Here is a 19,489-nt window from a genome sequence, read left to right as displayed (position 1 = left end):
GCACGGTTTCGCCGGTCCGGAACGGCCGATATCCATCGGGACGCTTTCCGTCCTTGTCCCATTCCCTTCGTGGGCCGGACGCCGCAGACTCGGCGCCCTTTTCGCCGCTTCCGGCTCACACATAACCCGTTCTCATGCTCGACGACTCCGCTCTGCGCCACTTCAATCCCCTTTTCATGACGCCCTGCTATTCCGGCCAGGTGACCTCCGGCTTCGCCACCAGCATGCTCGCCCTCACCAACGAGCTCTGGCGTCTCGGCGTGCAAGGCTCGGTGCGCATCCTCTCCGGCGAAAGTCTCGTGACCCGCGCGCGCAACGAAGCCGTCGCGCATTTCCTCGCGCAGAAGCAGCACACGCATCTTTTCTGGATCGATGCCGATATCGGCTTCACACCGGACCAGGCGCTGCGATTGTTGCTGGCGGATCGCGATGTCGTCACGGGCGTTTATCCGCTCAAGCGCATCGACTGGACGGGCGACATTCCCGCCGGCCTCACGCAAGAGCAGTTTCTGACGCGCGCGTTGCGCTATCCGGTCAACTCGCACGCGGGCGCGCACCTCGAGATCGACGCCGACGGTTTCTTGGAAGTCACCGAAGCGCCGACGGGTTTCATGTGCATTCGCCGCGCGGTGCTCGAAACGATGATCGCGCGGATGCCCGAACTGCAATACACGCCGGACGCGCCGCCCGGCTCGCCGCTGCATGGCCACTGTCATCGCTTCTTCGACGTGATGGTCGAGCGCGAAACCGGACGCTATCTTTCCGAGGACTACGCGTTTTGCCGCCGCTGGCGCGATCTGGGCGGAAAGGTCTACGTGGATGCCCGCTCGAAGCTCGCGCACCACGGCTCGTACACCTATCGCGGAGATTTCGGCGCGGCGTGGGCGCAGGACCCGGCAAGAGCGATAGGCGGACTCTAGGCATCCGACGCGCGCTCGCTCGCACCGGGCGCGCCAACCCGGCGCCCGAACGCGCGCCTGAAATGGATTACTTCTTCTCCGTCGACGGCGGCGTGGGCGTCGGGAACGGGAATGTGTTGAACATCGACTTCGCCTGCGTCTGCATCTGCTCCTGCATCTGCACGAACATGTTCTTCGACTGCTCGATGTAGCTCGTCATCATGCCCTGCATCATCGGCGCCTGCATGTTCATGAACTGCGACCAGACTTCCGGATTGAGCGCGTTGCCGTCGTAGATGCCCTTGCTCTGCTCGGTCAGCTTCTGCTGGATGTCGATGAACGCCTGGATGTTCTTTTCCAGATACGTGCCCATCATGCCCTGCATCGCGTGACCGTAGAAGCGGATGATCTGTGAAAGCATCACCGATGAAAACATCGGCAGGCCGCCGCTCTCCTCCTCCAGAATGATCTGCAGAAGGATGCTGCGCGTGAGGTCGTCGTTGCTCTTCGCATCGAGCACCTTGAAGTCTTCCTGATCGAGCACGAGCTGCTTCACATCCGACAACGTGATGTAGGTGCTCGTTTCCGTGTCATACAGCCGACGGTTCGGATACTTTTTGATAAGTCGTTCGGCGGCTTTCTTTGTAGTAGTAGTGGTGGTCATTTAACGCCTTTAAACGCAAAACTTTACTGCGATGGCAGCAAGCAGGTCTTGCGTTGTCGCAAAAAAGCGCTGCTGCATGTTCGCCGCATCGTTGATGTACCCCGGCGAGTGGCGGCTTCCCGCGCGCATGAAAGGCGTCGCGGGAAGCCGCCGCCCGTCAGCCCATATGCAAGCCGCCGTTCAGCGAGAAGTCCGCGCCGGTCGAGAAACCGGATTCGTCGGACGCGAGCCACGCGACGATCGAACCGATCTCGTCAGGCGTGCCGAGACGCCGCACGGGAATCGTCGCGACGATCTTCTCCAGCACTTCGGGGCGAATCGACTTCACCATGTCCGTGCCGATATAGCCCGGCGACACCGTGTTGACCGTCACGCCCTTGGTGGCCACTTCCTGCGCGAGCGCCATCGTGAAGCCGTGAATGCCGGCCTTGGCGGTCGAGTAGTTCGTCTGGCCGAATTGCCCCTTCTGGCCGTTCACCGACGAAATGTTGATGATGCGGCCAAAGCCGCGCTCGACCATGCCGTCGATGACCTGCTTCGTCACGTTGAAGAGGCTCGTCAGGTTCGTGTCGATGACCGCGGTCCAGTCTTCGTGCGTCATCTTGCGGAACACGACGTCGCGCGTGATGCCCGCGTTATTCACGAGGATATCGACCTCGCCGACTTCGGCCTTCACCTTGTCGAACGCATTCTTGGTCGATTCCCAGTCGCCGACGTTGCCTTCCGAGGCGATGAAGTCGAATCCGAGCGTCTTCTGGTCTTCCAGCCATTTCACCCGGCGCGGCGAGTTCGGGCCGCAGCCCGCGACGACCGTGAAGCCGTCCTTGTGCAGACGCTGGCAGATGCTGGTGCCGATGCCGCCCATCCCGCCGGTTACATACGCTACGCGCTTCGTCATTCCGCTCTCCATTTTCGTTATGCGGACGGCGATCTCCTTGCCGCCCGCTGGCCCTTCCCATTCCCGCCATCGACCGCCAGTGACTTACGGACGTTCCAGCGCCAGCGCGACACCCATGCCGCCGCCGATGCACAGCGACGCAAGACCCTTCTTCGCATCGCGCTTCTGCATTTCGTGCAGCAGCGTGACGAGAATCCGGCAGCCCGATGCGCCGATCGGGTGACCGATCGCAATCGCGCCGCCGTTCACGTTGATCTTCGACTGATCCCAGCCCATCTGCTTGTGCACTGCCAGCGCCTGCGCCGCGAACGCCTCGTTGATTTCCATCAGGTCCAGATCGTTCACCGACCAGCCCGCGCGCTCCAGACAGCGCTTGGATGCCGGCACCGGGCCCATGCCCATGATCTTCGGATCGACGCCCGCGTTCGCGTACGCCTTGATGCGCGCGAGCGGCGTCAGACCCAGCGCCTCGGCCTTCTTCGCCGACATCACGACGACCGCCGCCGCGCCGTCGTTGAGGCCCGACGCATTCGCCGCCGTCACCGTGCCTTCCTTCGAGAACGCGGGCTTCAGGCCCGCAAGCGCTTCGGCCGTCACGCCGTGGCGCACGAATTCGTCGGTGGCGAACTGCAGCGGCTCGCCTTTGCGTTGCGGGATCGAGACCGGCACGATTTCGTCGTTGAAACGGCCCGACTTCTGCGCGGCTTCCGCCTTGTTCTGCGACAGCGCCGCGAACTTGTCCTGATCCTCGCGCGTGATGCCGAATTCCTTCGCGACGTTCTCGGCCGTCGTGCCCATGTGGTAGTTGTTATAGACGTCCCACAGGCCATCGACGATCATCGTGTCGATCAGCTTCGCATCGCCCATGCGGAAGCCGTCGCGCGAGCCCGGCAGCACGTGCGGCGCGGCGCTCATGTTTTCCTGACCGCCCGCGATGACGATCTCCGCGTCGCCCGCGATGATCGCGTTGGCCGCCAGCATCACCGCCTTCAGGCCCGAGCCGCAGACCTTGTTGATCGTCATGCCCGGAACCATGTCGGGCAAACCGGCCTTGATGAGCGACTGGCGCGCCGGGTTCTGGCCCGAGCCGGCCGCGAGCACCTGGCCCAGAATCACTTCGCTTACCTGGTCCGGCTTTACGCCCGCGCGCTCCAGAACCGCCCTGATTACCGTCGCGCCCAGCTCCGGCGCCGCGATCTTCGCGAGCGAGCCGCCGAACTTGCCTACCGCCGTACGCGCGGCCGATACGATCACTACGTCAGTCATTTCAGTTTCCTTTTGGCATCGAATGTTAATGCGATTCGGAACGGCACCATGCGCTCTCGCACACGGTCAGACGCCGCTCACACATCGCGTTCCAGTACGTAACGGCCGGGTGCGGCCTCGATTACCGGGTGAGCCTTCGATCCCTGTGCCGCGCGCGCCTTGACCCGCTCGCCCGCGTTTTCGGCGAGCCACTTCGACCAGGCCGGCCACCAGCTTCCGGGATGCTCCGCCGCGGCATCGAACCACGCATCGGGATCTTCCGGCAGACGCTCGTCGTCGCTGTCGATCATCCAGAAGCTGCGCTTGTTCTTCGACGGCGGATTGATCACGCCCGCGATATGACCGGACGCGCCGAGCACGAACTTCTGCGGACCGCTGAGAACCGGCGCGGACGCATAAGCCGATTTCCACGGCACGATATGGTCTTCCCGCGAACCGTAGATGAAGGTCGGCAGCGTGAGGCGCGACAGGTCGATCGACTCGCCGCACACCGTCAGCGCGTGCGGCGTCTTCAGCTTGTTCTCGAGATATGTGTTGCGCAGATACCAGACGCACATCGGGCCCGGCAGGTTCGTCGAATCGCTGTTCCAGAAGAGCAGATCGAACGCTTGCGGCGTGCGGCCCTTGAGGTAGTTGTCGACGACATAATTCCAGACCAGGTCGTTCGGACGCAGATACGAGAACGTGTTGGCGAACTCGATGCCGCGCATGAGGCCGGCAGGCGCGCCGCCCTTGCCGCCGATCGACTGCTCGCGCATCTGCACGTGCGCCTCGTCGACGAAGACATCGAGCACGCCCGTATCGGAGAAGTCGAGCATCGAGGTGAGCAGCGTCATCGATGCGGCCGGCTCCTCGCCGCGCGCCTTTGCCACCGCGAGCGCGGTCGCGAGGATCGTGCCGCCGATGCAGAAGCCGAGGGTATTGATCTTGTCCTCGCCGCTGATCTCCTGCACGACGCGGATCGTTTCGAGGGCGCCCTCTTCGACGTAGTCGTCCCACGTCTTGTGCGCGATCGACTGATCCGCATTGCGCCACGACAGAATGAATACCTGATGCCCTTCTTCGAGCGCATAGCGCACGAGCGAGCCTTCCGGCGACAAATCGAGGATGTAGAACTTGTTGATGCACGGCGGCACGATCAGAAGCGGGCGCGCGTACACGTTCGGCGCGAGCGGCTTGTACTGGATCAGTTGCACGAGATCGTTCTCGTACACGACCGAACCTTCCGTCGACGCGATGTTCTTGCCGACGAGAAAGCGCGATTCGTCCGACTGCGAAATCTTGCCGCGCTGCATGTCGTTCAGCAGATTCATCATGCCCTGGCGCAGGCTTTCGCCCTTGCTTTCGATGAGCGTCTTCTGCGCATCGGGATTGAGCGCGAGGAAATTGCTCGGCGCGGCGGCGGCGGCCCATTGCTGCACGGCGAAGCGGATGCGCTCGCGCGTCTTCGGATCGCTCTGCACCGCATCCGCGAGTTCCTGCAGATAGCGCGCGTTCAGCAAATACCACGCGGCGGTGAACGCGTAGGCGGGCGTGGTTTGCCAGGAGGTATCGGTAAAGCGCCGGTCCTTCAGCGCGCTCGGATCGATGCTTTGCGCGCCCGCCTGCTTGAGCAGATCGGCGGCGTCGCGCGAATAGCTGCTCTGCAATTCATGGAGTCGTTCGGGAGCGATCGCGGCGGTCGGAATCTTCGGCAGCGTGGGCAATCCCTGCATCGCCGCGCCGAAGCCCGGCATGCTGCTCGCGAGCTTGGCGAACTCCGCGAGGCCGTTCATTTTGCTGAAATCGGGCATCTGCGGCATCGCGCCCGGTGTCGGGAATGCGGCCGGAAATGCCGTCGATGGAAATCCGTTCGAAAAGCCTTTGGCAAAATCGGCGAATGCAGCGAACGGCGCTGCCGCCGCATCACTTGCGGTATTCGTCTGTTGAGTGAATTTCGACCATTGCGAAGGATCAGCGACGGAACGCCAGGCGTTCAGCCATTGATCGAACGCCTGCTGTACGCCAGTCGTATCGGCGGATGATGCTTCGGCCGAGGTGCTGTCGGCGGTACGGGAGCGGGAAGATGAGGAAGTTGATTTGGAAGCCATACCCGCTATTGACCTGTGAGTCTCGCAAGACTTGGATTGCTGATGCAGGCATCGCCGGGCTTTCCTCGACCAGCGCGCAAGTATTGGTGCGCCTTATGCGCGCGGCAAGTGTGTGCCTTGCTACGCCGTGCCCGATTGGTTGAATTCCAGGAACATTCTTGCTCCAGGATGTCAGGCATGTCAATGCTTCGTCCCGATTTTGCCGCAGTGCGATATTTTTTTAATTATCGTTTTCCCCCATGCGAATTATTGCGTTTCGCATGAGGTTTAGTCATCGGCGGGAAATGCTTGTCGCGTATCTTCCGAGACGATTGCCAATAGCCAATCGTTTAATCGGTGAGCCAGATCATCGCTGCCATGCGGCCGGTCACGCGATCGCGACGGTACGAATAAAAGCGCTCTTTCTCCGTGACGGTGCAATGCGTGCCGCCATGAATGCGCACGGCGCCGACGCCGAGGTCGGCCAGGCGCAGGCGCGCGAGCGCATAGATATCCGCGAGATATTTGTTGGGCGTGCCGTCGATAAGACTGAACGCGGCCTTCGTCGCGTCACGCCGATCCGGCCGCGCCGCCGCGACGAACGCATCGAGCACGTCCTCGCCCACTTCGAACGCTTGCGGCCCGATTGCCGGCCCGAGAAACGCATTGAGCTTCGATGCCGGCACGCCCGCGAGCGCCGCCACGCGCTCGCCCGTCTTCTCGACGATGCCGCCGGCAAGACCGCGCCAGCCTGCATGCGCTGCGCCGATCGCGCGACCGTCGTCGTCGCAGAAAAGTACTGGGAGGCAATCGGCCGTCATCACGACGCACACGACGCCCGCGCGATCCGTCACGCTGGCGTCGGCGCGCGTGCGCTCGCCAAGCGAGAGGCGTTCGATGACCGCGTGCCCATCTTCGACCTGCGTGCCGTGAATCTGTTCGAGCCACGCGGCGTTGCGCAGACCTGTCGATGCGAGCGCGCGGCGGCGGTTTTCCTTCACCGCGTCGGGCGCATCGCCGGACGAGAAGCCGAGGTTGAGGCCGCCCGCGCCGGGCGCGCCGCCATCGTAGGGCGCATCGCTCACGCCGCCCGCGCGCGTCGTGACGAACGCGCGCACGCGCGGTGACACATTCCATTGCGGCAACACGCAGTCTTTCGATTGCAGTTCGGCGGCGTCGGTGGTCATGCTTCGTCGTCCTCGCTCTCTTCGTCGTCCCAGTCGTCTTCTTCGCCCTCGCCCATCTCATAGACTTCGGCGAAGCCCTCATCCTCGTCGAACTCGACTTCCTCGTCCTGTCCGAAGCCGAGCTCCGCTGCGAGCGCCGCGATGTCCTCGGGCACGTCCGCGCGCCAATGCACTTCCTTGCCCGTCGCGGGATGAATCAGGCCGAGCCGCCACGCGTGCAGCGCCTGACGCGCGAAATCGTTGGGCAGCGGCTTCACGGAGCGCTTGCCGCGCGCGTGTCCGTACACCGGATCGCCGAGCAGCGGATGCTGGATATGGGCGCAATGCACCCGAATCTGATGCGTGCGGCCCGTTTCCAGATCGCAATGAATCGCGCTGACGGGCTGACCGTGCCACGTGGTCCGGTCGATGGTGCGGAAGTGCGTACGCGCGGGCTTGCCCGATGCCGTCTTCACGACCGCCATGCGCGTGCGCTCGCGCGGATCGCGGCCGATCGGCGCGTCGATCGTGCCTTCGTCGGGCATGTTGCCCCACACGAACGCGACATAGCGGCGCTTGACCGTGCGCGCCTGCAACTGGCGCACCAGATCGGTCTGCGCCTCGAGCGTGCGCGCGACGACCATCAGGCCGGACGTTTCCTTGTCCAGCCGATGCACGATGCCCGCGCGCGGCAGGCCGGCGGCGGCATCGCCGTAACGATGCAGGAGGCCATTGAGCAGCGTGCCGCTCCAGTTGCCCGCGGCCGGATGCACCACCATGCCCGCGAGCTTGTTGATGACGACGAGCGTCTCGTCCTCGTACACGATATGCAGCGGCACCGGCTCGGGCGCGAAGGCGAGCTGTTCGGGCAGGAGATCGGGCACGAGCGTGATCGTCGCGCCGAGCGGCACGGGCTGGCGCACTTTCGCGCCCGCGCCATCGACGAGCACGCGCCCCTCCTCGATCCAGCCCTGCAGCCGGCTGCGCGAAAACTCGGGGAAGACTTTGGCGAGCACCTTGTCGAGCCGCTCGCCCGCGAGTTCGTCGGGCACGTGCGCCTCGCGCGTCGCTTCGCGGCCCGCGCTGCCGGTCGAATCGGGCGATGCCGAGTCGTGGCCGGGGTCGCATGGGCTATAATCTTTGAGTTGGTCTTTGGTACGACGAGTACTTGAGCGGGTCATTTGAACGAGATTCGGCGGCATGAAACGGAAGCCGCGCCGGAAATACAGCTAGAACAGCGAGAATCAGCCAGGAACAGCAAGCACTGATGCGAGCCTTCAACACCATTCATCTCTCGATGCGTCAATCCATCAAGTATCTGGCGCTGGCCGCGAGCGTCGCCATCGTAACGGCCTGTCACGGCCTGCCCGAGAAGACCGACGAAACGGCAACGTGGAACAACAACAAATTATATACGGAGGCTCAGGACGCGCTATCCGGCAGCGACTGGGGCAAGTGCGCGAAGTATTTCGAAGCGCTCGAAGGCCGCGACCCGTTCGGCCATTTCGCGCAGCAGGCGCAGATCAACGTCGCGTATTGCGACTGGAAGGATAGCGAAACCGCCAACGCCGACCAGGCCATCGATCGTTTCATCAAGCTGCACCCGGATCATCCCGAGATCGCTTATGCGTACTATCTCAAGGGCATGATCCACTTCAACGACGACCTCGGCCTCTTCGGCCGCTTCTCCGGTCAGGACATGAGCGAGCGCGACCCGAAGTCGCTGCGCGAGTCCTATGACGCATTCAAGGTCGTCGTCGACAAATATCCGCAAAGCAAGTACGCGCCCGATGCCGCGCAGCGCATGCGCTACATCGTGAACGCGCTCGCATCGCACGAAGTGCACGCTGCGGATTACTACTACCGCCGGGGCGCGTACGTGGCCGCCATCAACCGCGCGCAACTCGCGATTCGCGAGTACCGCAACGCGCCGGCGACGGAAGACGCGCTGCACATCATGATGCTGTCGTACGAGAAGCTCGATCAGCCGCAACTCGCCGACGACACCAAGCGCGTGCTCGCCGCGACCTTCCCGGACAGCCCGTATGTGACGGGCAAACGCCGCGCGGGCGCCGACAAGCCCTGGTATCAGATCTGGTAAGCCACGCAGGCAATAAAAGAAACGGCCGGTTGATAACCGGCCGTTTTTTTACGTCGATGAAAAATCAGGATTCCGACAGTTACTCCGCCAGCTCCGTTTTCCACTTCGCCGCATCGCTGAAGAATTCGCGCACCACGTCCAGTTCGCGCGTGCGCTTGAACGGCGGCAGGCTTTGCCAGATGCGCCGGCCATACGGTTTTTCGACGAGGCGCGTGTCGCAGATCATCAGCACGCCGCGATCCGTCTCCGCGCGAATCAGCCGCCCCGCGCCCTGCTTCAACGTGATGACCGCCTGCGGCAACTGATGCACGGCGAACGGGCTCAGACCTTTTTTCGTCAGCGCGTCGAGACGCGCGGCGAGCACGGGATCGTCGGGCGGCGCGAACGGCAGCTTGTCGATGACGACGAGCGACAGCGCATCGCCGCGCACATCGACGCCTTCCCAGAAGCTTTGACTGCCCACCAGAATCGCATTGCCGTAGGCGCGGAAACGGTCGAGCAGCTCGGTACGGCTCGCGTCGCCCTGCACGAGCAGCGGATTGTCCCAGCCACGCCGTTCGATGATGTCGCGCATGCGCGTCGCGATGCGATCTACAGCGCGCAACGTCGTGCACAGCACGAACACGCCGCCGCCCGCCGCCTCGATCACGGGCAGCGCCGCCTCGAACACGGCATCGGTGAATTGCGGCGACGAAGGTTGCGGCAGATTACGCGGCACATACAGCAAACCTTGCGACGGGTAATCGAACGGGCTCGGCAAGGTCATCGAACGGCGTGCGTTCAGGCCCATCTGCGCCGCGTAGTGCGTGAAGTCGCCGCGCACCGAAAGCGTCGCGGAAGTGAAAATCCATGCGCGCGGCACGCCCGCGCGCTGCTTCGCGAAGATCGGCGCGACCGACAGCGGCGTCTCGTGCAACTGCACCGTGTGCGAGAACACTTCGATCCAGCGCACCATCTCGTTCGGTTCTTCCTTCGCAGCCTGCTTCGCGGTGTCCTCGTCCGCGACGACCGCGCGTTCGAGCGATGTCGGCGGCGTCGTCCAGCCCGCGAGCAGATCCTGCAACTCGCGCGCGCGGCGCACCAGCGCCTGCAACGATTCTGCCCGCTCCGCATGCGACGAGAGCGTCGTGGCGAGCGCGGACAAATGCGTCTCCAGCGTGTCGAGCGCCTCGAAGATCGGATGACCGTCCGGCAATTGCCCGAGCGACAGGCGCACCGAATCTTCCTTGAACGCGAGCCGCACATCGCGCGCCGCACGTTCCAGCGCCGCGCCGAGCTTGGTCCAGTCGGCGGCGTCGCGTGCGTGCGAGAGACCTTCGGCGACCGTATCGCGCGCGAGTTCGAGCAACTGCGTCGTCGAGAGCGTATCGCCGAAAAAGAGCGTCGCCGTCTCGGGCAACTGATGCGCCTCGTCGAAGATGATGGTGTTCGCCGTCGGCAGCAACTCGGCCATGCCTGTGTCGCGCAGCATCACATCGGCGAAGAACAGATGGTGATTCACCACGACGATGTCCGCCTGCTGCGCTTCCTTGCGCGCCTGCATCACGAAACATTCCTTGTAATGCGGACATTCCTGACCGAGGCAGTTATCGCGCGTGGACGTGACCATCGGCCAGACGGGCGAATTCTCCGGCACGCTCGCGAGCTCGGCCTTATCGCCGGTGCGCGTGATCTTCGCGAAACGGATGATCTCCTGCAGATGCGACGTATCCTGGCGCGACGGCAGGCGGCCGTTGTCGGCGGTGCGTTCCAGGTAGTAATGGCACAGATAGTTCGCGCGGCCCTTCAGCATCGCGACGGACACGGGCACGGCGAGCGCGTCGCGCACGGTCGGGATGTCGCGCTGGAAAAGCTGATCCTGCAGATGCTTCGTACCCGTCGACACGATGACCTTGCCGCCCCACAGCATGGCCGGAACGAGGTACGCATAGGTCTTGCCGGTGCCCGTGCCGGCCTCGACGATGAGCGTGTTCTCGCCGCCGTCGATGGCCGCTTTCGCCGTCGCGATGCCGATTTCATCGGCCGGTTGCTCGTCGGGCGCGTACGGCTTGTCGGACGGTCCGAGCTTGCGCGCGGGACGGCGCTGCGCCTCGAACATCGCGGGTTCGGGCATGGCGCGGCCGGATGCTTCCATCGCGGCCGCGACCGAGCGCGCCATTTCGATCTGCGATGCGCGCGAGCGATAACCGTCGATCGCGCGCGCAAGCAGTCCTTGCGCGGAAAAGATGGCGTCGAGCTCGACGCCGCGTTTGTCGGTCAGCGCGAGCGGCGCGCTGGCGCCGTCGCTGGATTGTGCGGGTGAATTCAAGGCGTGCTAAATCCTGCGGGTTTCGGCGCGGCCGCGCACGCGAGGCGCCGACGGCAGCGAGCCTGCGGACGGCGCGCTGCGTTCAGTGCGCGTCGGAGTCCAGCTGCAATTGCAGCAGGAGAATGGTGTCCTTCACCTTGAGCTTGCGCTTTTTCAGGCGCCTCAGCTCCAGGTCGTCGGTGCCGGACATCTTTTCGATCAACGTGTCCAGGCTGTGATGCTCTTCCTGCAATTGCGCGATTCGGTCGCGCAGCACAGCGGCATCCATGGCGGGTTGTCGGGGTGCGCGCGTGGATTCATTCAAGCGCTGCTGCATGCTCGCCTCCTTTCATCCTCTTTGCGCGGGCCCAAAGAACGAGCCCGACCGCCCTACTTACCTTGCTGCTGTTGTTGCTGCTGCAGTTTCAGTTGCTCCTGGCGCTCCTGCTCCTGCTGTTGCGCCTTTTCCTGCGCCTTTCTGGCGGCTTCCTTCTGACGCGCATCGACTTCCGCTCGATGCTGCGCGGCTTCCTGCTGTTTCTGCTCGTAGCGCTGCGCCTTTTGCTCGCGTTCCTGCGCGTCCTGCACGCCGCGAGCGCGCGCGTCATCCAGCTTCTTCTGGTAGTCCGCCTGCTTGCGATCGTACGCCGCCTGGTTGGCCGCGCGCTGCGGCGCTTCGGCGTCACGCTGGGCGGCGGCCAGCGCGTTCTGACGCTGCTTGTCTTCGTAGGACTGCTGGCTGGCCTTCTCGTTCGCGGCGCGCTGCGGCGCTTCCGCTTCGTATTGCGCCCGCTTGATGGCCGTCTGCTCGTCGCGTTGCTTTGCCCGCTCGGCGCGCTGCTCGTCGTCGAGTGCGAGTTGTTGCTGGCGAATCTGCTGACGCACTTCGCGCATCTCGTTGCGCGCGTTGTCCAGACAGTGATTCACGAAGAATTTGCTGTAGCAGTCGTGCTGCTTCACGCCGTAACTGTAGTTGTTTTCTTCGGTACGCCGGTCGAGCACCTTCTGACGCTGGACGAACTCGGCTTTCAGCGCGTCATCGGGATTTTGCGCGGCCGGCGCGTCCGACGGCGCCGCGTCCAGCGGACGTGCGCTCACGGACGTGCCGGGATCGATCGGCCTGGCGGTTTGAGCGAGCGCTTGCTGCGACGCGAATGCGCCTGCCGCGCACAGCAGCGAAAGAGCCGCGGCGACCGGCACGTTTGAAAGGCGAAAGTTGGGCAAATGGATGAACGGCAACGTGATAAAGAATCAGGTGCGAAACGGCTTGTGCGATGTCCAAATTCTATCACCGCGCGCCGGAGCGCTCCTCCATTTATGGCAAAATGCCCCGCTCCAGCAACCCGGTCCGAACCTGGCTCGTTGCACGGTCATCCGCCCGCGGCGTCTCGCTCTCGCGAGGCTGCGCACGCGGTGCGAATCTTGCCGGCGAGCCGCAGACAGCGCAGAAACATGACGGAAACCGTAGCACTCAAGATCGTACAGCGCATTGCCTCCGAACTCACCGTGCAGCCGCGCCAGGTCGCCGCCGCCGTGGGGCTTCTCGACGAAGGCTCGACTGTCCCGTTCATCGCCCGGTATCGCAAGGAAGTCACCGGCAATCTCGACGACACGCAGTTGCGCACGCTCGAGGAGCGCCTGCTGTACCTGCGCGAGCTCGAAGACCGCCGCGCGACGATCCTGCAAAGCATCGACGAGCAAGGCAAGCTCACGGCCGAACTGCGCGGGGCCATCGAAGGCGCGGACAGCAAGCAGGTGCTCGAAGACCTCTACCTGCCCTACAAGCCCAAGCGCCGCACGCGAGCGCAGATCGCCCGCGAGGCCGGCCTCGAACCGCTCGCGCAGGCGCTCCTCGCCGATCCCACGCTCGATCCGCAAGCCGAAGCCGCAAAGTTCGTCGATGCGGAAAAAGGCGTCGCCGACACCAAAGCCGCGCTCGACGGCGCGCGTGACATTCTCTCCGAGCAGTTCGGCGAAACGGCCGAAATCCTCGGCAAGCTGCGCGAGCATCTGTTCAACCAAGGGCTCGTCACGTCGAGCGTGGTGGACGGCAAACAAGGCGAGGAGGGCGAGAAATTCCGCGACTACTACGACTACAGCGAGACGATCCGCACCGTGCCGTCGCACCGCGCGCTCGCGCTGTTCCGTGGCCGCAATGCGGGCGTTCTGACCGTCAAGCTCGGCCTCGGCGAGGAACTCGACGCGCAGATTCCGCACCCGTGCGAAGCGATGATCGCGCAGCATTTCGGCATCGCCAATCGCGGCCGCGCCGGCGACAAATGGCTCTCCGACGTGTGCCGCTGGTGCTGGCGCGTGAAGGTGCAGCCGCACATCGAAACCGAATTGCTCACGCAACTGCGCGAAGAAGCCGAGCATGAAGCCATTCGCGTGTTCGCGCGCAATCTGAAAGACTTGCTGCTCGCGGCGCCTGCCGGCCCGAAGGCCGTGATCGGTCTCGATCCGGGCTTGCGCACCGGCGTGAAAGTGGCGGTCGTGGATCGCACCGGCAAGGTGCTCGCGACCGACACGATCTATCCGCACGAACCGCGCCGCGACTGGGACGGCTCCATCGCGAAGCTCGCGCGCATCGCGCACGCGACGCAGGCCGAACTGGTGTCGATCGGCAACGGCACCGCATCGCGCGAAACCGACAAGCTCGCGAGCGAGCTCATCGCGAAGCATCCGGATCTGAAGCTGCAGAAGATCGTCGTGTCCGAGGCGGGCGCATCGGTGTATTCGGCATCTGAGCTCGCCGCGAAGGAGTTTCCGGAACTCGACGTGTCGCTGCGCGGCGCGGTGTCGATCGCGCGGCGGCTGCAAGACCCGCTCGCCGAACTCGTGAAGATCGAGCCGAAAGCGATCGGCGTCGGCCAGTATCAGCACGACGTCAACCAGCGCGAACTCGCGCGCTCGCTCGATGCGGTCGTCGAGGATTGCGTGAATGCCGTCGGCGTCGATGCGAACACGGCGTCGGTTGCGCTGCTCGCGCGCGTGTCGGGGCTGAATTCGACGCTCGCGCGCAATATCGTCGATTATCGCGATGCCAACGGGCCGTTCCCGTCGCGCGCGCATCTGAAGAAGGTGCCGCGTCTCGGCGACAAGACCTTCGAGCAGGCAGCGGGCTTTCTGCGCATCAACAACGGCGAAAATCCGCTCGATCGCTCGTCGGTGCATCCGGAGGCGTATCCGGTCGTCGAGCGCATTCTCGCGAAGATCAAAAAGCATATCGGCGATGTGCTCGGCAAACGCGACGCCTTGACGGGCCTTTCGCCCACTGAATTCGTCGACGATCGTTTCGGCCTGCCGACCGTGCGCGACATTCTCGTCGAACTCGAAAAACCGGGCCGCGATCCGCGCCCCGAGTTCAAGACGGCGACGTTCAGGGAAGGCATCGAGAAAATTTCGGACCTCGTGCCGGGCATGATCCTCGAAGGCGTGGTGACGAACGTCGCGGCGTTCGGCGCGTTCGTCGATATCGGCGTGCATCAGGACGGTCTCGTGCACGTTTCGGCGATGTCCACGAAATTCATCAAGGACCCGCACGAAGTCGTGAAGGCCGGTCAGGTCGTCAAGGTGAAAGTCATCGAGACGGATGTGAAGCGTCAGCGAATTTCGCTCACGATGCGTCTGGGCGATGACTCCGCGCAGGCTTCGGCGAGCGGCGGCGCGGGCGCAGCGCAATCGCGCGGTTCGCAGGATCGTCGTTCGGGCCAGCGTCCGCAGCAGCGTCGCGAACCGGAAGCGGCCGGTGCGATGGCCGCGGCATTCGCAAAACTGAAACGCTGACGGTTCCCGCGGCCAACAAAAAACCCCACGTCTTGCAACGTGGGGTTTTCTTTTGCGCTTCTGAAAAACGAAGCGTCAGATCTCGATCTTCGTTCCCAGCTCGACCACGCGATTCGCGGGAATACTGAAGAAATCCGTCGGCTTCGCGGCGTTCTGATGCATCCACGCGAACACGCGCTCGCGCCACACCGACATGCCCGGCAATTCCGTCGGCACGACCGTCTCGCGCGCCATGAAGAACGACGTGTCCATCAGCTCGAAAGTCATCGCATGCGTGCGCGTGATCTGCTCGAGCACGGCCTTCACATCCGGCGTCTCGTTGAAGCCGTATGCCGCCTTCACGAGGAACAGTCCGCCGCCGATGTCCTTCACTTCGAGACGATGCGCATCGTCGACATAAGGAATGTCGCGCGTCTTGAAGTTCATGAAGATGGTGCGCTCGTGCAGCACCTTGTTGTGCTTCAGGTTGTGCAGAAGACTCACGGGTACGAGCGAATCGCTGCCGGTGAGATAGATCGCCGTACCCGACACCCGATGCGGCGGATGCGCGAGCAAGCCTTGCAGGAACGGCATCAACGGGATACCGTCCGCCGCCGTGCGATCCTTCACGATCATGCGACCCTTGTACCAGGTCATCAACAGGAAGAAGAGCGCGCCGCCGATGCACAGCGGCAGCCAGCCGCCCTGCTCGATCTTCAGCAGGCTCGCACCGAAGAAGCCGATGTCGATCATCAGGAACACGGCGATCATCCCGCCGACGAGCCAGCGGTTCCAGCCCCACAGATTCACCATCACGACGGACACGAGGATCGTGGTCGTGAGCATGGTCGCGGTGACGGCGAGACCGTACGCGGCGGCGAGATTTTCGGAACTCTTGAAGCCGATGACGATGCACAGGATGATGAAAAGCAGCATCCAGTTCACGAGCGGAATATAGATCTGGCCGATCGCAAGTTCCGACGTGTGCAGGATCTTCATGCGCGGCACGTAGCCGAGCTGAATCGCCTGGCTCGTCAGCGAATACGCGCCGGAAATGACCGCCTGCGATGCGATCACGGTCGCGACCGTCGACAGAATCACGAGGGGCAGCAATGCCCAGTCGGGCGCGAGCAGAAAGAACGGGTTCTCGATGGCCTGCGGCGAGTGCATCAGCAACGCGCCCTGACCAAAGTAGTTCAGCAACAGCGACGGCATGACGAAGCCGTACCAGCCGTAGCGAATCGGCTTTACGCCAAAGTGCCCCATGTCCGCGTACAGCGCTTCCGCCCCGGTCAGCACCAGCACGACCGAGCCGAGCACGATATACGCCTGCAGGACGTGCTGCCCCATGAAGGAAAAGGCGTAATAGGGATTGAGCGCGACGATGATGCGCGGCTCCATGACGATATGCGCGGCGCCGAGCACCGCGAGCGTCGCGAACCACACGACCATGATCGGGCCGAAGAGCTTGCCGACCACCGCCGTGCCGTGGCGCTGAATCCAGAACAGCGCGATGAGAATCACGATCGTGATCGGCAGCACGTACGGAGAGAGCTTGGGCGCGGCGATCTCGAGACCTTCGACCGCCGACAGCACCGACATCGCCGGCGTGATGACCGCATCGCCGTAGAACATGCACGCGCCGAAGATGCCCAGCATCATCAGTACGCCCGAGATCTTGCCGGCCTCTCTCACGCTGCGCAGCGCGAGCGTCGTCATGGCGAACACGCCGCCTTCGCCGTTGTTGTCGGCGCGCATGACGAACAGCACGTATTTGACGGCGACCACCATGACGATCGCCCAGAAGAGCAAGGAGATGACGCCGAGAATCGACGCCTCCGACAAGCCGATGCCGTGCGACGGGCTAAAGGCTTCCTTCAGGGAGTAGAGAGGACTCGTGCCGATGTCGCCGAAAACGACGCCAATGGCGGCGAGCGCAAGCGAGTGCATTGGCTGTTTATGCTCGTGCGCGTGAGTCGTGTTAGTCATAAAAGCGATATATCCGTCCAGGGCGGAATAAAACGAACGCCATTCTATCTAACGTTGCACGCGAAGACGCCTTCTCGCGTGTTGCTCCAGCGCCACGAGAGACGCGTGTCAGAGTGTAGCATCGCGCTCCGTGTGCGTAGGCGGGCGCGTTCAGCTCGATTCTTCGGCGTTCGGTCCGTCATCGCGCAAAAACAAAAAACGCCGTTGCGCCCGGCTTCGTGCCGGGCGAACGGCGTCTGTCATGCGAAAGATCAGGCGTCGCCGATCATCCGCGTCCGTTTTGCGTGCCGCGCTTGATCCACGCGCCCAGGTTGTGCGGACGCACCGTGTCCCACTCCTCGAAAGGCTGATGAATCCACGGATTCGTTTCAAGATGCTGAACGTGATAGTCGGGTTTGACCTTCGAGCACGCCTTGTACCAGAGCACCGCCGAACGCACCGCCGTGATCGCCGGATAACGCTCCTTCAGATGCTCCTGCACGCGCGCGAGCGTCACGCCCGAATCGACCAGATCGTCGACGAGCAGCACGTTGCCGGACAGATCGCCGCGCGTCATCGTGATGTATTGCGCGATGTCGAGATCGCCCTGCTCCGTGCCCGCTGCTTCGCGGTACGAGCTCGTCGCGAGAATGGCGAGCGGCAGGTCGTAGATGCGCGACAGTTGATCGCCCACACGCAGGCCGCCGCGCGCGAGACACAGGATCTTGTCGAACTTCCAGCCCGACTCGTGCACCTTCAGTGCAAGGAGTTCGATCAGCCGGTGATATTCATCCCAGCCGACCCAGAGGTTCTTGTCGTCGTTGCGCGGGTCCGTCATCGCGATCATGGTGAGGCTCTTTCAAATGCTTAGGTTATATACGAAATGTGGCCGCATCAGGCGGCCACATTCTTTACAGCGTCCGGCTCCGGTCGAGGCTCGTTAAAGCGCTCAGACCTTGAACGGATGGCGAAGCAGGATGGTTTCGTCACGGTCCGGACCGGTCGACACCATGTCGATCGGCACGCCCGCCACTTCCTGCACACGCGACAGGTACTTGCGCGCGTTTTCCGGCAGCCCGTCCCATTGCGTGATGCCGATGGTGCTTTCCTTCCAGCCGCCGAACGTTTCATACACCGGCTCGCAGCGCGCCACTTCCGATGCGCCGCGCGGCAGGATGTCGATCAGCTTGCCGTCGAGCGTGTAGCCCGTGCACAGCTTCACTTCGTCGAGACCGTCGAGCACGTCGAGCTTGGTCATGCACAGGCCCGAGATGCCGTTGATCTGAATCGAACGGCGCAGCGCGGCGGCGTCGAGCCAGCCGGTGCGGCGCGGACGGCCGGTGACCGAGCCGAATTCCTTGCCGACGGTCGCGAGATTCAGGCCAACCTGATCCTGACGCTGAGCGTTGTCCGCGTCGTACAGCTCGCTCGGGAACGGGCCCGAACCGACGCGCGTGCAGTACGCCTTGGTGATGCCGAGAATGTAGTTCAGACGCTGCGGCCCGATGCCCGCGCCCGAAGTCGCCGCGCCCGCGACGCAATTGCTCGAGGTGACATACGGATACGTGCCGTGGTCGATGTCGAGCAGCGTGCCTTGCGCGCCTTCGAACAGCAGATTCCGGCCGGCGTGGTTTTCGTCATAGAGACGGCGGGAAACATCCGTGACCATGGGGGCTAGACGGTCGGCGTAACCGAGCATCGTCTCGAGCGTTTCCTGAAAATCGACGGCCTTCGCGCCGAGGTATTGCGTCAGCACGAAGTTATGGAATTCGAGCGTTTCGCGCAGGCGTTCCTCGAACACCGCGCGATCGAAGAGATCCTGCACGCGCAGACCGCGACGGGCCACCTTGTCTTCGTACGCCGGGCCGATGCCGCGGCCGGTCGTGCCGATCTTGCCGGCGCCGCGCTTGGCTTCGCGCGCCTGGTCGATCGCGACGTGATACGGGAGAACGAGCGTGGCGGCTTCGGAAATGAACAGGCGCTTGCAGACGTCGACGCCCGCAGCTTCCAGTTCATCGATTTCCTTGAACAGCGCTTCCGGCGACAACACGACGCCATTGCCGATGTAACAGGCCGTGCCCGCGCGCATGATGCCCGAGGGAATGAGGCGAAGAATGGTCTTCTTGCCGCCGATGATGAGCGTATGGCCGGCGTTGTGACCGCCCTGGAAGCGCACGACGCCCTGGGCGTGGTCCGTCAGCCAGTCGACGATCTTGCCTTTGCCCTCATCACCCCACTGGGTGCCCACCACGACGACGTTGCGCCCCGGGTTCACATTCACTGCACTGGCAGACATGTTGATTCGTTAGCTGGTTAAAAACGTATTTTACCTATGTTCGCGAAAGGTTCCGAGTTTTTCGGGACGCGTTTCGCGATTTCGTCACGCTCGCGTGATTGGAATCCGCT

General features: G+C 63.4%; 15 protein-coding genes. 3 read left to right on the top strand and 12 right to left on the bottom strand.

The genetic code is table 11. The features are described 5' to 3' along the window. Positions 1-134 precede the first annotated feature (134 nt). A complete protein-coding gene (locus ACEN42_RS07290; RefSeq protein ID WP_371881011.1) occupies positions 135-920 on the top strand; it encodes a hypothetical protein in 786 nt (261 codons plus the stop codon). Between the two features lie 67 nt (positions 921-987). Here ACEN42_RS07290 and phaR read toward each other — a convergent pair whose 3' ends face one another. From phaR to ACEN42_RS07260, 6 genes are all read right to left on the bottom strand, one after another. After that, positions 988-1,563 (bottom strand): polyhydroxyalkanoate synthesis repressor PhaR, encoded by a 576-nt coding sequence (gene phaR / locus ACEN42_RS07285; RefSeq protein WP_035500980.1) that lies wholly within the window; start codon positions 1,561-1,563, stop codon positions 988-990. A gap of 157 nt (positions 1,564-1,720) precedes the next feature. Continuing rightward, positions 1,721-2,461, bottom strand: a complete 741-nt coding sequence (locus ACEN42_RS07280) for a 3-ketoacyl-ACP reductase (protein ID WP_035500981.1) — start codon at positions 2,459-2,461, stop codon at positions 1,721-1,723. An 84-nt stretch (positions 2,462-2,545) separates the two neighbouring features. Then, positions 2,546-3,727, bottom strand: coding sequence for an acetyl-CoA C-acetyltransferase (locus ACEN42_RS07275; RefSeq protein ID WP_187603757.1), 1,182 nt, complete (start codon positions 3,725-3,727; stop codon positions 2,546-2,548). A 77-nt stretch (positions 3,728-3,804) separates the two neighbouring features. Then, positions 3,805-5,817 carry a class I poly(R)-hydroxyalkanoic acid synthase gene (phaC, locus tag ACEN42_RS07270; protein ID WP_371881010.1) on the bottom strand — a complete coding sequence of 671 codons (2,013 nt, stop codon included), beginning with the start codon at positions 5,815-5,817 and terminating at the stop codon, positions 3,805-3,807. Positions 5,818-6,146: 329 nt separating this feature from the next. Next, positions 6,147-6,983, bottom strand: a complete 837-nt coding sequence (pgeF, locus tag ACEN42_RS07265) for a peptidoglycan editing factor PgeF (RefSeq protein WP_371881009.1) — start codon at positions 6,981-6,983, stop codon at positions 6,147-6,149. After that, complete coding sequence (locus ACEN42_RS07260) at positions 6,980-8,143, bottom strand: RluA family pseudouridine synthase (protein ID WP_371881008.1); 1,164 nt, start codon at positions 8,141-8,143, stop codon at positions 6,980-6,982. The genes pgeF and ACEN42_RS07260 overlap by 4 nt, the downstream gene beginning before the upstream one ends. 86 nt (positions 8,144-8,229) lie before the next feature. Between ACEN42_RS07260 and ACEN42_RS07255 the strand changes: the two genes are divergently transcribed. Beyond that, positions 8,230-9,063, top strand: a complete 834-nt coding sequence (locus tag ACEN42_RS07255; RefSeq protein WP_187604624.1) for an outer membrane protein assembly factor BamD — start codon at positions 8,230-8,232, stop codon at positions 9,061-9,063. Positions 9,064-9,142: 79 nt separating this feature from the next. On the opposite strand, the gene ACEN42_RS07250 is transcribed toward ACEN42_RS07255, so the two are convergent. From ACEN42_RS07250 to ACEN42_RS07240, 3 genes are all read right to left on the bottom strand, one after another. Further along, entirely contained in the window at positions 9,143-11,371 is a 2,229-nt protein-coding gene (locus tag ACEN42_RS07250; protein WP_238214372.1) for an ATP-dependent DNA helicase, read from the bottom strand. A gap of 82 nt (positions 11,372-11,453) precedes the next feature. After that, positions 11,454-11,639: a DUF465 domain-containing protein gene (locus tag ACEN42_RS07245; protein WP_035500990.1), complete on the bottom strand. Its 186-nt coding sequence runs from the start codon at positions 11,637-11,639 to the stop codon at positions 11,454-11,456. Between the two features lie 101 nt (positions 11,640-11,740). After that, on the bottom strand, positions 11,741-12,550 hold the full coding sequence (locus ACEN42_RS07240; protein WP_371881007.1) for a colicin transporter: 810 nt from the start codon (positions 12,548-12,550) through the stop codon (positions 11,741-11,743). A 252-nt stretch (positions 12,551-12,802) separates the two neighbouring features. Between ACEN42_RS07240 and ACEN42_RS07235 the strand changes: the two genes are divergently transcribed. Beyond that, a complete protein-coding gene (locus ACEN42_RS07235) occupies positions 12,803-15,136 on the top strand; it encodes a Tex family protein (protein ID WP_371881006.1) in 2,334 nt (777 codons plus the stop codon). Between the two features lie 75 nt (positions 15,137-15,211). Here ACEN42_RS07235 and ACEN42_RS07230 read toward each other — a convergent pair whose 3' ends face one another. The 3 genes from ACEN42_RS07230 to ACEN42_RS07220 all read right to left on the bottom strand — a co-directional run bounded on the left by ACEN42_RS07230 (position 15,212) and on the right by ACEN42_RS07220 (position 19,379). Beyond that, on the bottom strand, positions 15,212-17,104 hold the full coding sequence (locus tag ACEN42_RS07230) for a potassium transporter Kup (protein ID WP_371881005.1): 1,893 nt from the start codon (positions 17,102-17,104) through the stop codon (positions 15,212-15,214). Between the two features lie 265 nt (positions 17,105-17,369). Beyond that, positions 17,370-17,930, bottom strand: a complete 561-nt coding sequence (locus ACEN42_RS07225; protein ID WP_008349397.1) for a phosphoribosyltransferase — start codon at positions 17,928-17,930, stop codon at positions 17,370-17,372. Between the two features lie 102 nt (positions 17,931-18,032). Next, a complete protein-coding gene (locus tag ACEN42_RS07220; RefSeq protein WP_035500996.1) occupies positions 18,033-19,379 on the bottom strand; it encodes an adenylosuccinate synthase in 1,347 nt (448 codons plus the stop codon). Between the last annotated feature and the right edge of the window lie 110 nt (positions 19,380-19,489).

The organism is Caballeronia sp. S22 (assembly GCF_964261745.1).
GTDB classification, from domain to species: domain Bacteria; phylum Pseudomonadota; class Gammaproteobacteria; order Burkholderiales; family Burkholderiaceae; genus Caballeronia; species Caballeronia jiangsuensis.
This window is presented reverse-complemented; position numbering and strand designations above follow the sequence as displayed.

What these genes read in the sequence shown, in the direction of transcription:
- ACEN42_RS07230 (WP_371881005.1), bottom strand. Translation starts at nt 17,104, where the DNA reads ATGACTAACACGACTCACGCGCACGAGCATAAACAGCCAATGCACTCG.
- ACEN42_RS07290 (WP_371881011.1), top strand. Translation starts at nt 135, where the DNA reads ATGCTCGACGACTCCGCTCTGCGCCACTTCAATCCCCTTTTCATGACG.
- phaR (WP_035500980.1), bottom strand. Translation starts at nt 1,563, where the DNA reads ATGACCACCACTACTACTACAAAGAAAGCCGCCGAACGACTTATCAAA.
- ACEN42_RS07280 (WP_035500981.1), bottom strand. Translation starts at nt 2,461, where the DNA reads ATGACGAAGCGCGTAGCGTATGTAACCGGCGGGATGGGCGGCATCGGC.
- ACEN42_RS07235 (WP_371881006.1), top strand. Translation starts at nt 12,803, where the DNA reads ATGACGGAAACCGTAGCACTCAAGATCGTACAGCGCATTGCCTCCGAA.
- phaC (WP_371881010.1), bottom strand. Translation starts at nt 5,817, where the DNA reads ATGGCTTCCAAATCAACTTCCTCATCTTCCCGCTCCCGTACCGCCGAC.
- pgeF (WP_371881009.1), bottom strand. Translation starts at nt 6,983, where the DNA reads ATGACCACCGACGCCGCCGAACTGCAATCGAAAGACTGCGTGTTGCCG.
- ACEN42_RS07220 (WP_035500996.1), bottom strand. Translation starts at nt 19,379, where the DNA reads ATGTCTGCCAGTGCAGTGAATGTGAACCCGGGGCGCAACGTCGTCGTG.
- ACEN42_RS07255 (WP_187604624.1), top strand. Translation starts at nt 8,230, where the DNA reads ATGCGAGCCTTCAACACCATTCATCTCTCGATGCGTCAATCCATCAAG.
- ACEN42_RS07275 (WP_187603757.1), bottom strand. Translation starts at nt 3,727, where the DNA reads ATGACTGACGTAGTGATCGTATCGGCCGCGCGTACGGCGGTAGGCAAG.
- ACEN42_RS07245 (WP_035500990.1), bottom strand. Translation starts at nt 11,639, where the DNA reads ATGGATGCCGCTGTGCTGCGCGACCGAATCGCGCAATTGCAGGAAGAG.
- ACEN42_RS07260 (WP_371881008.1), bottom strand. Translation starts at nt 8,143, where the DNA reads ATGACCCGCTCAAGTACTCGTCGTACCAAAGACCAACTCAAAGATTAT.
- ACEN42_RS07225 (WP_008349397.1), bottom strand. Translation starts at nt 17,930, where the DNA reads ATGATCGCGATGACGGACCCGCGCAACGACGACAAGAACCTCTGGGTC.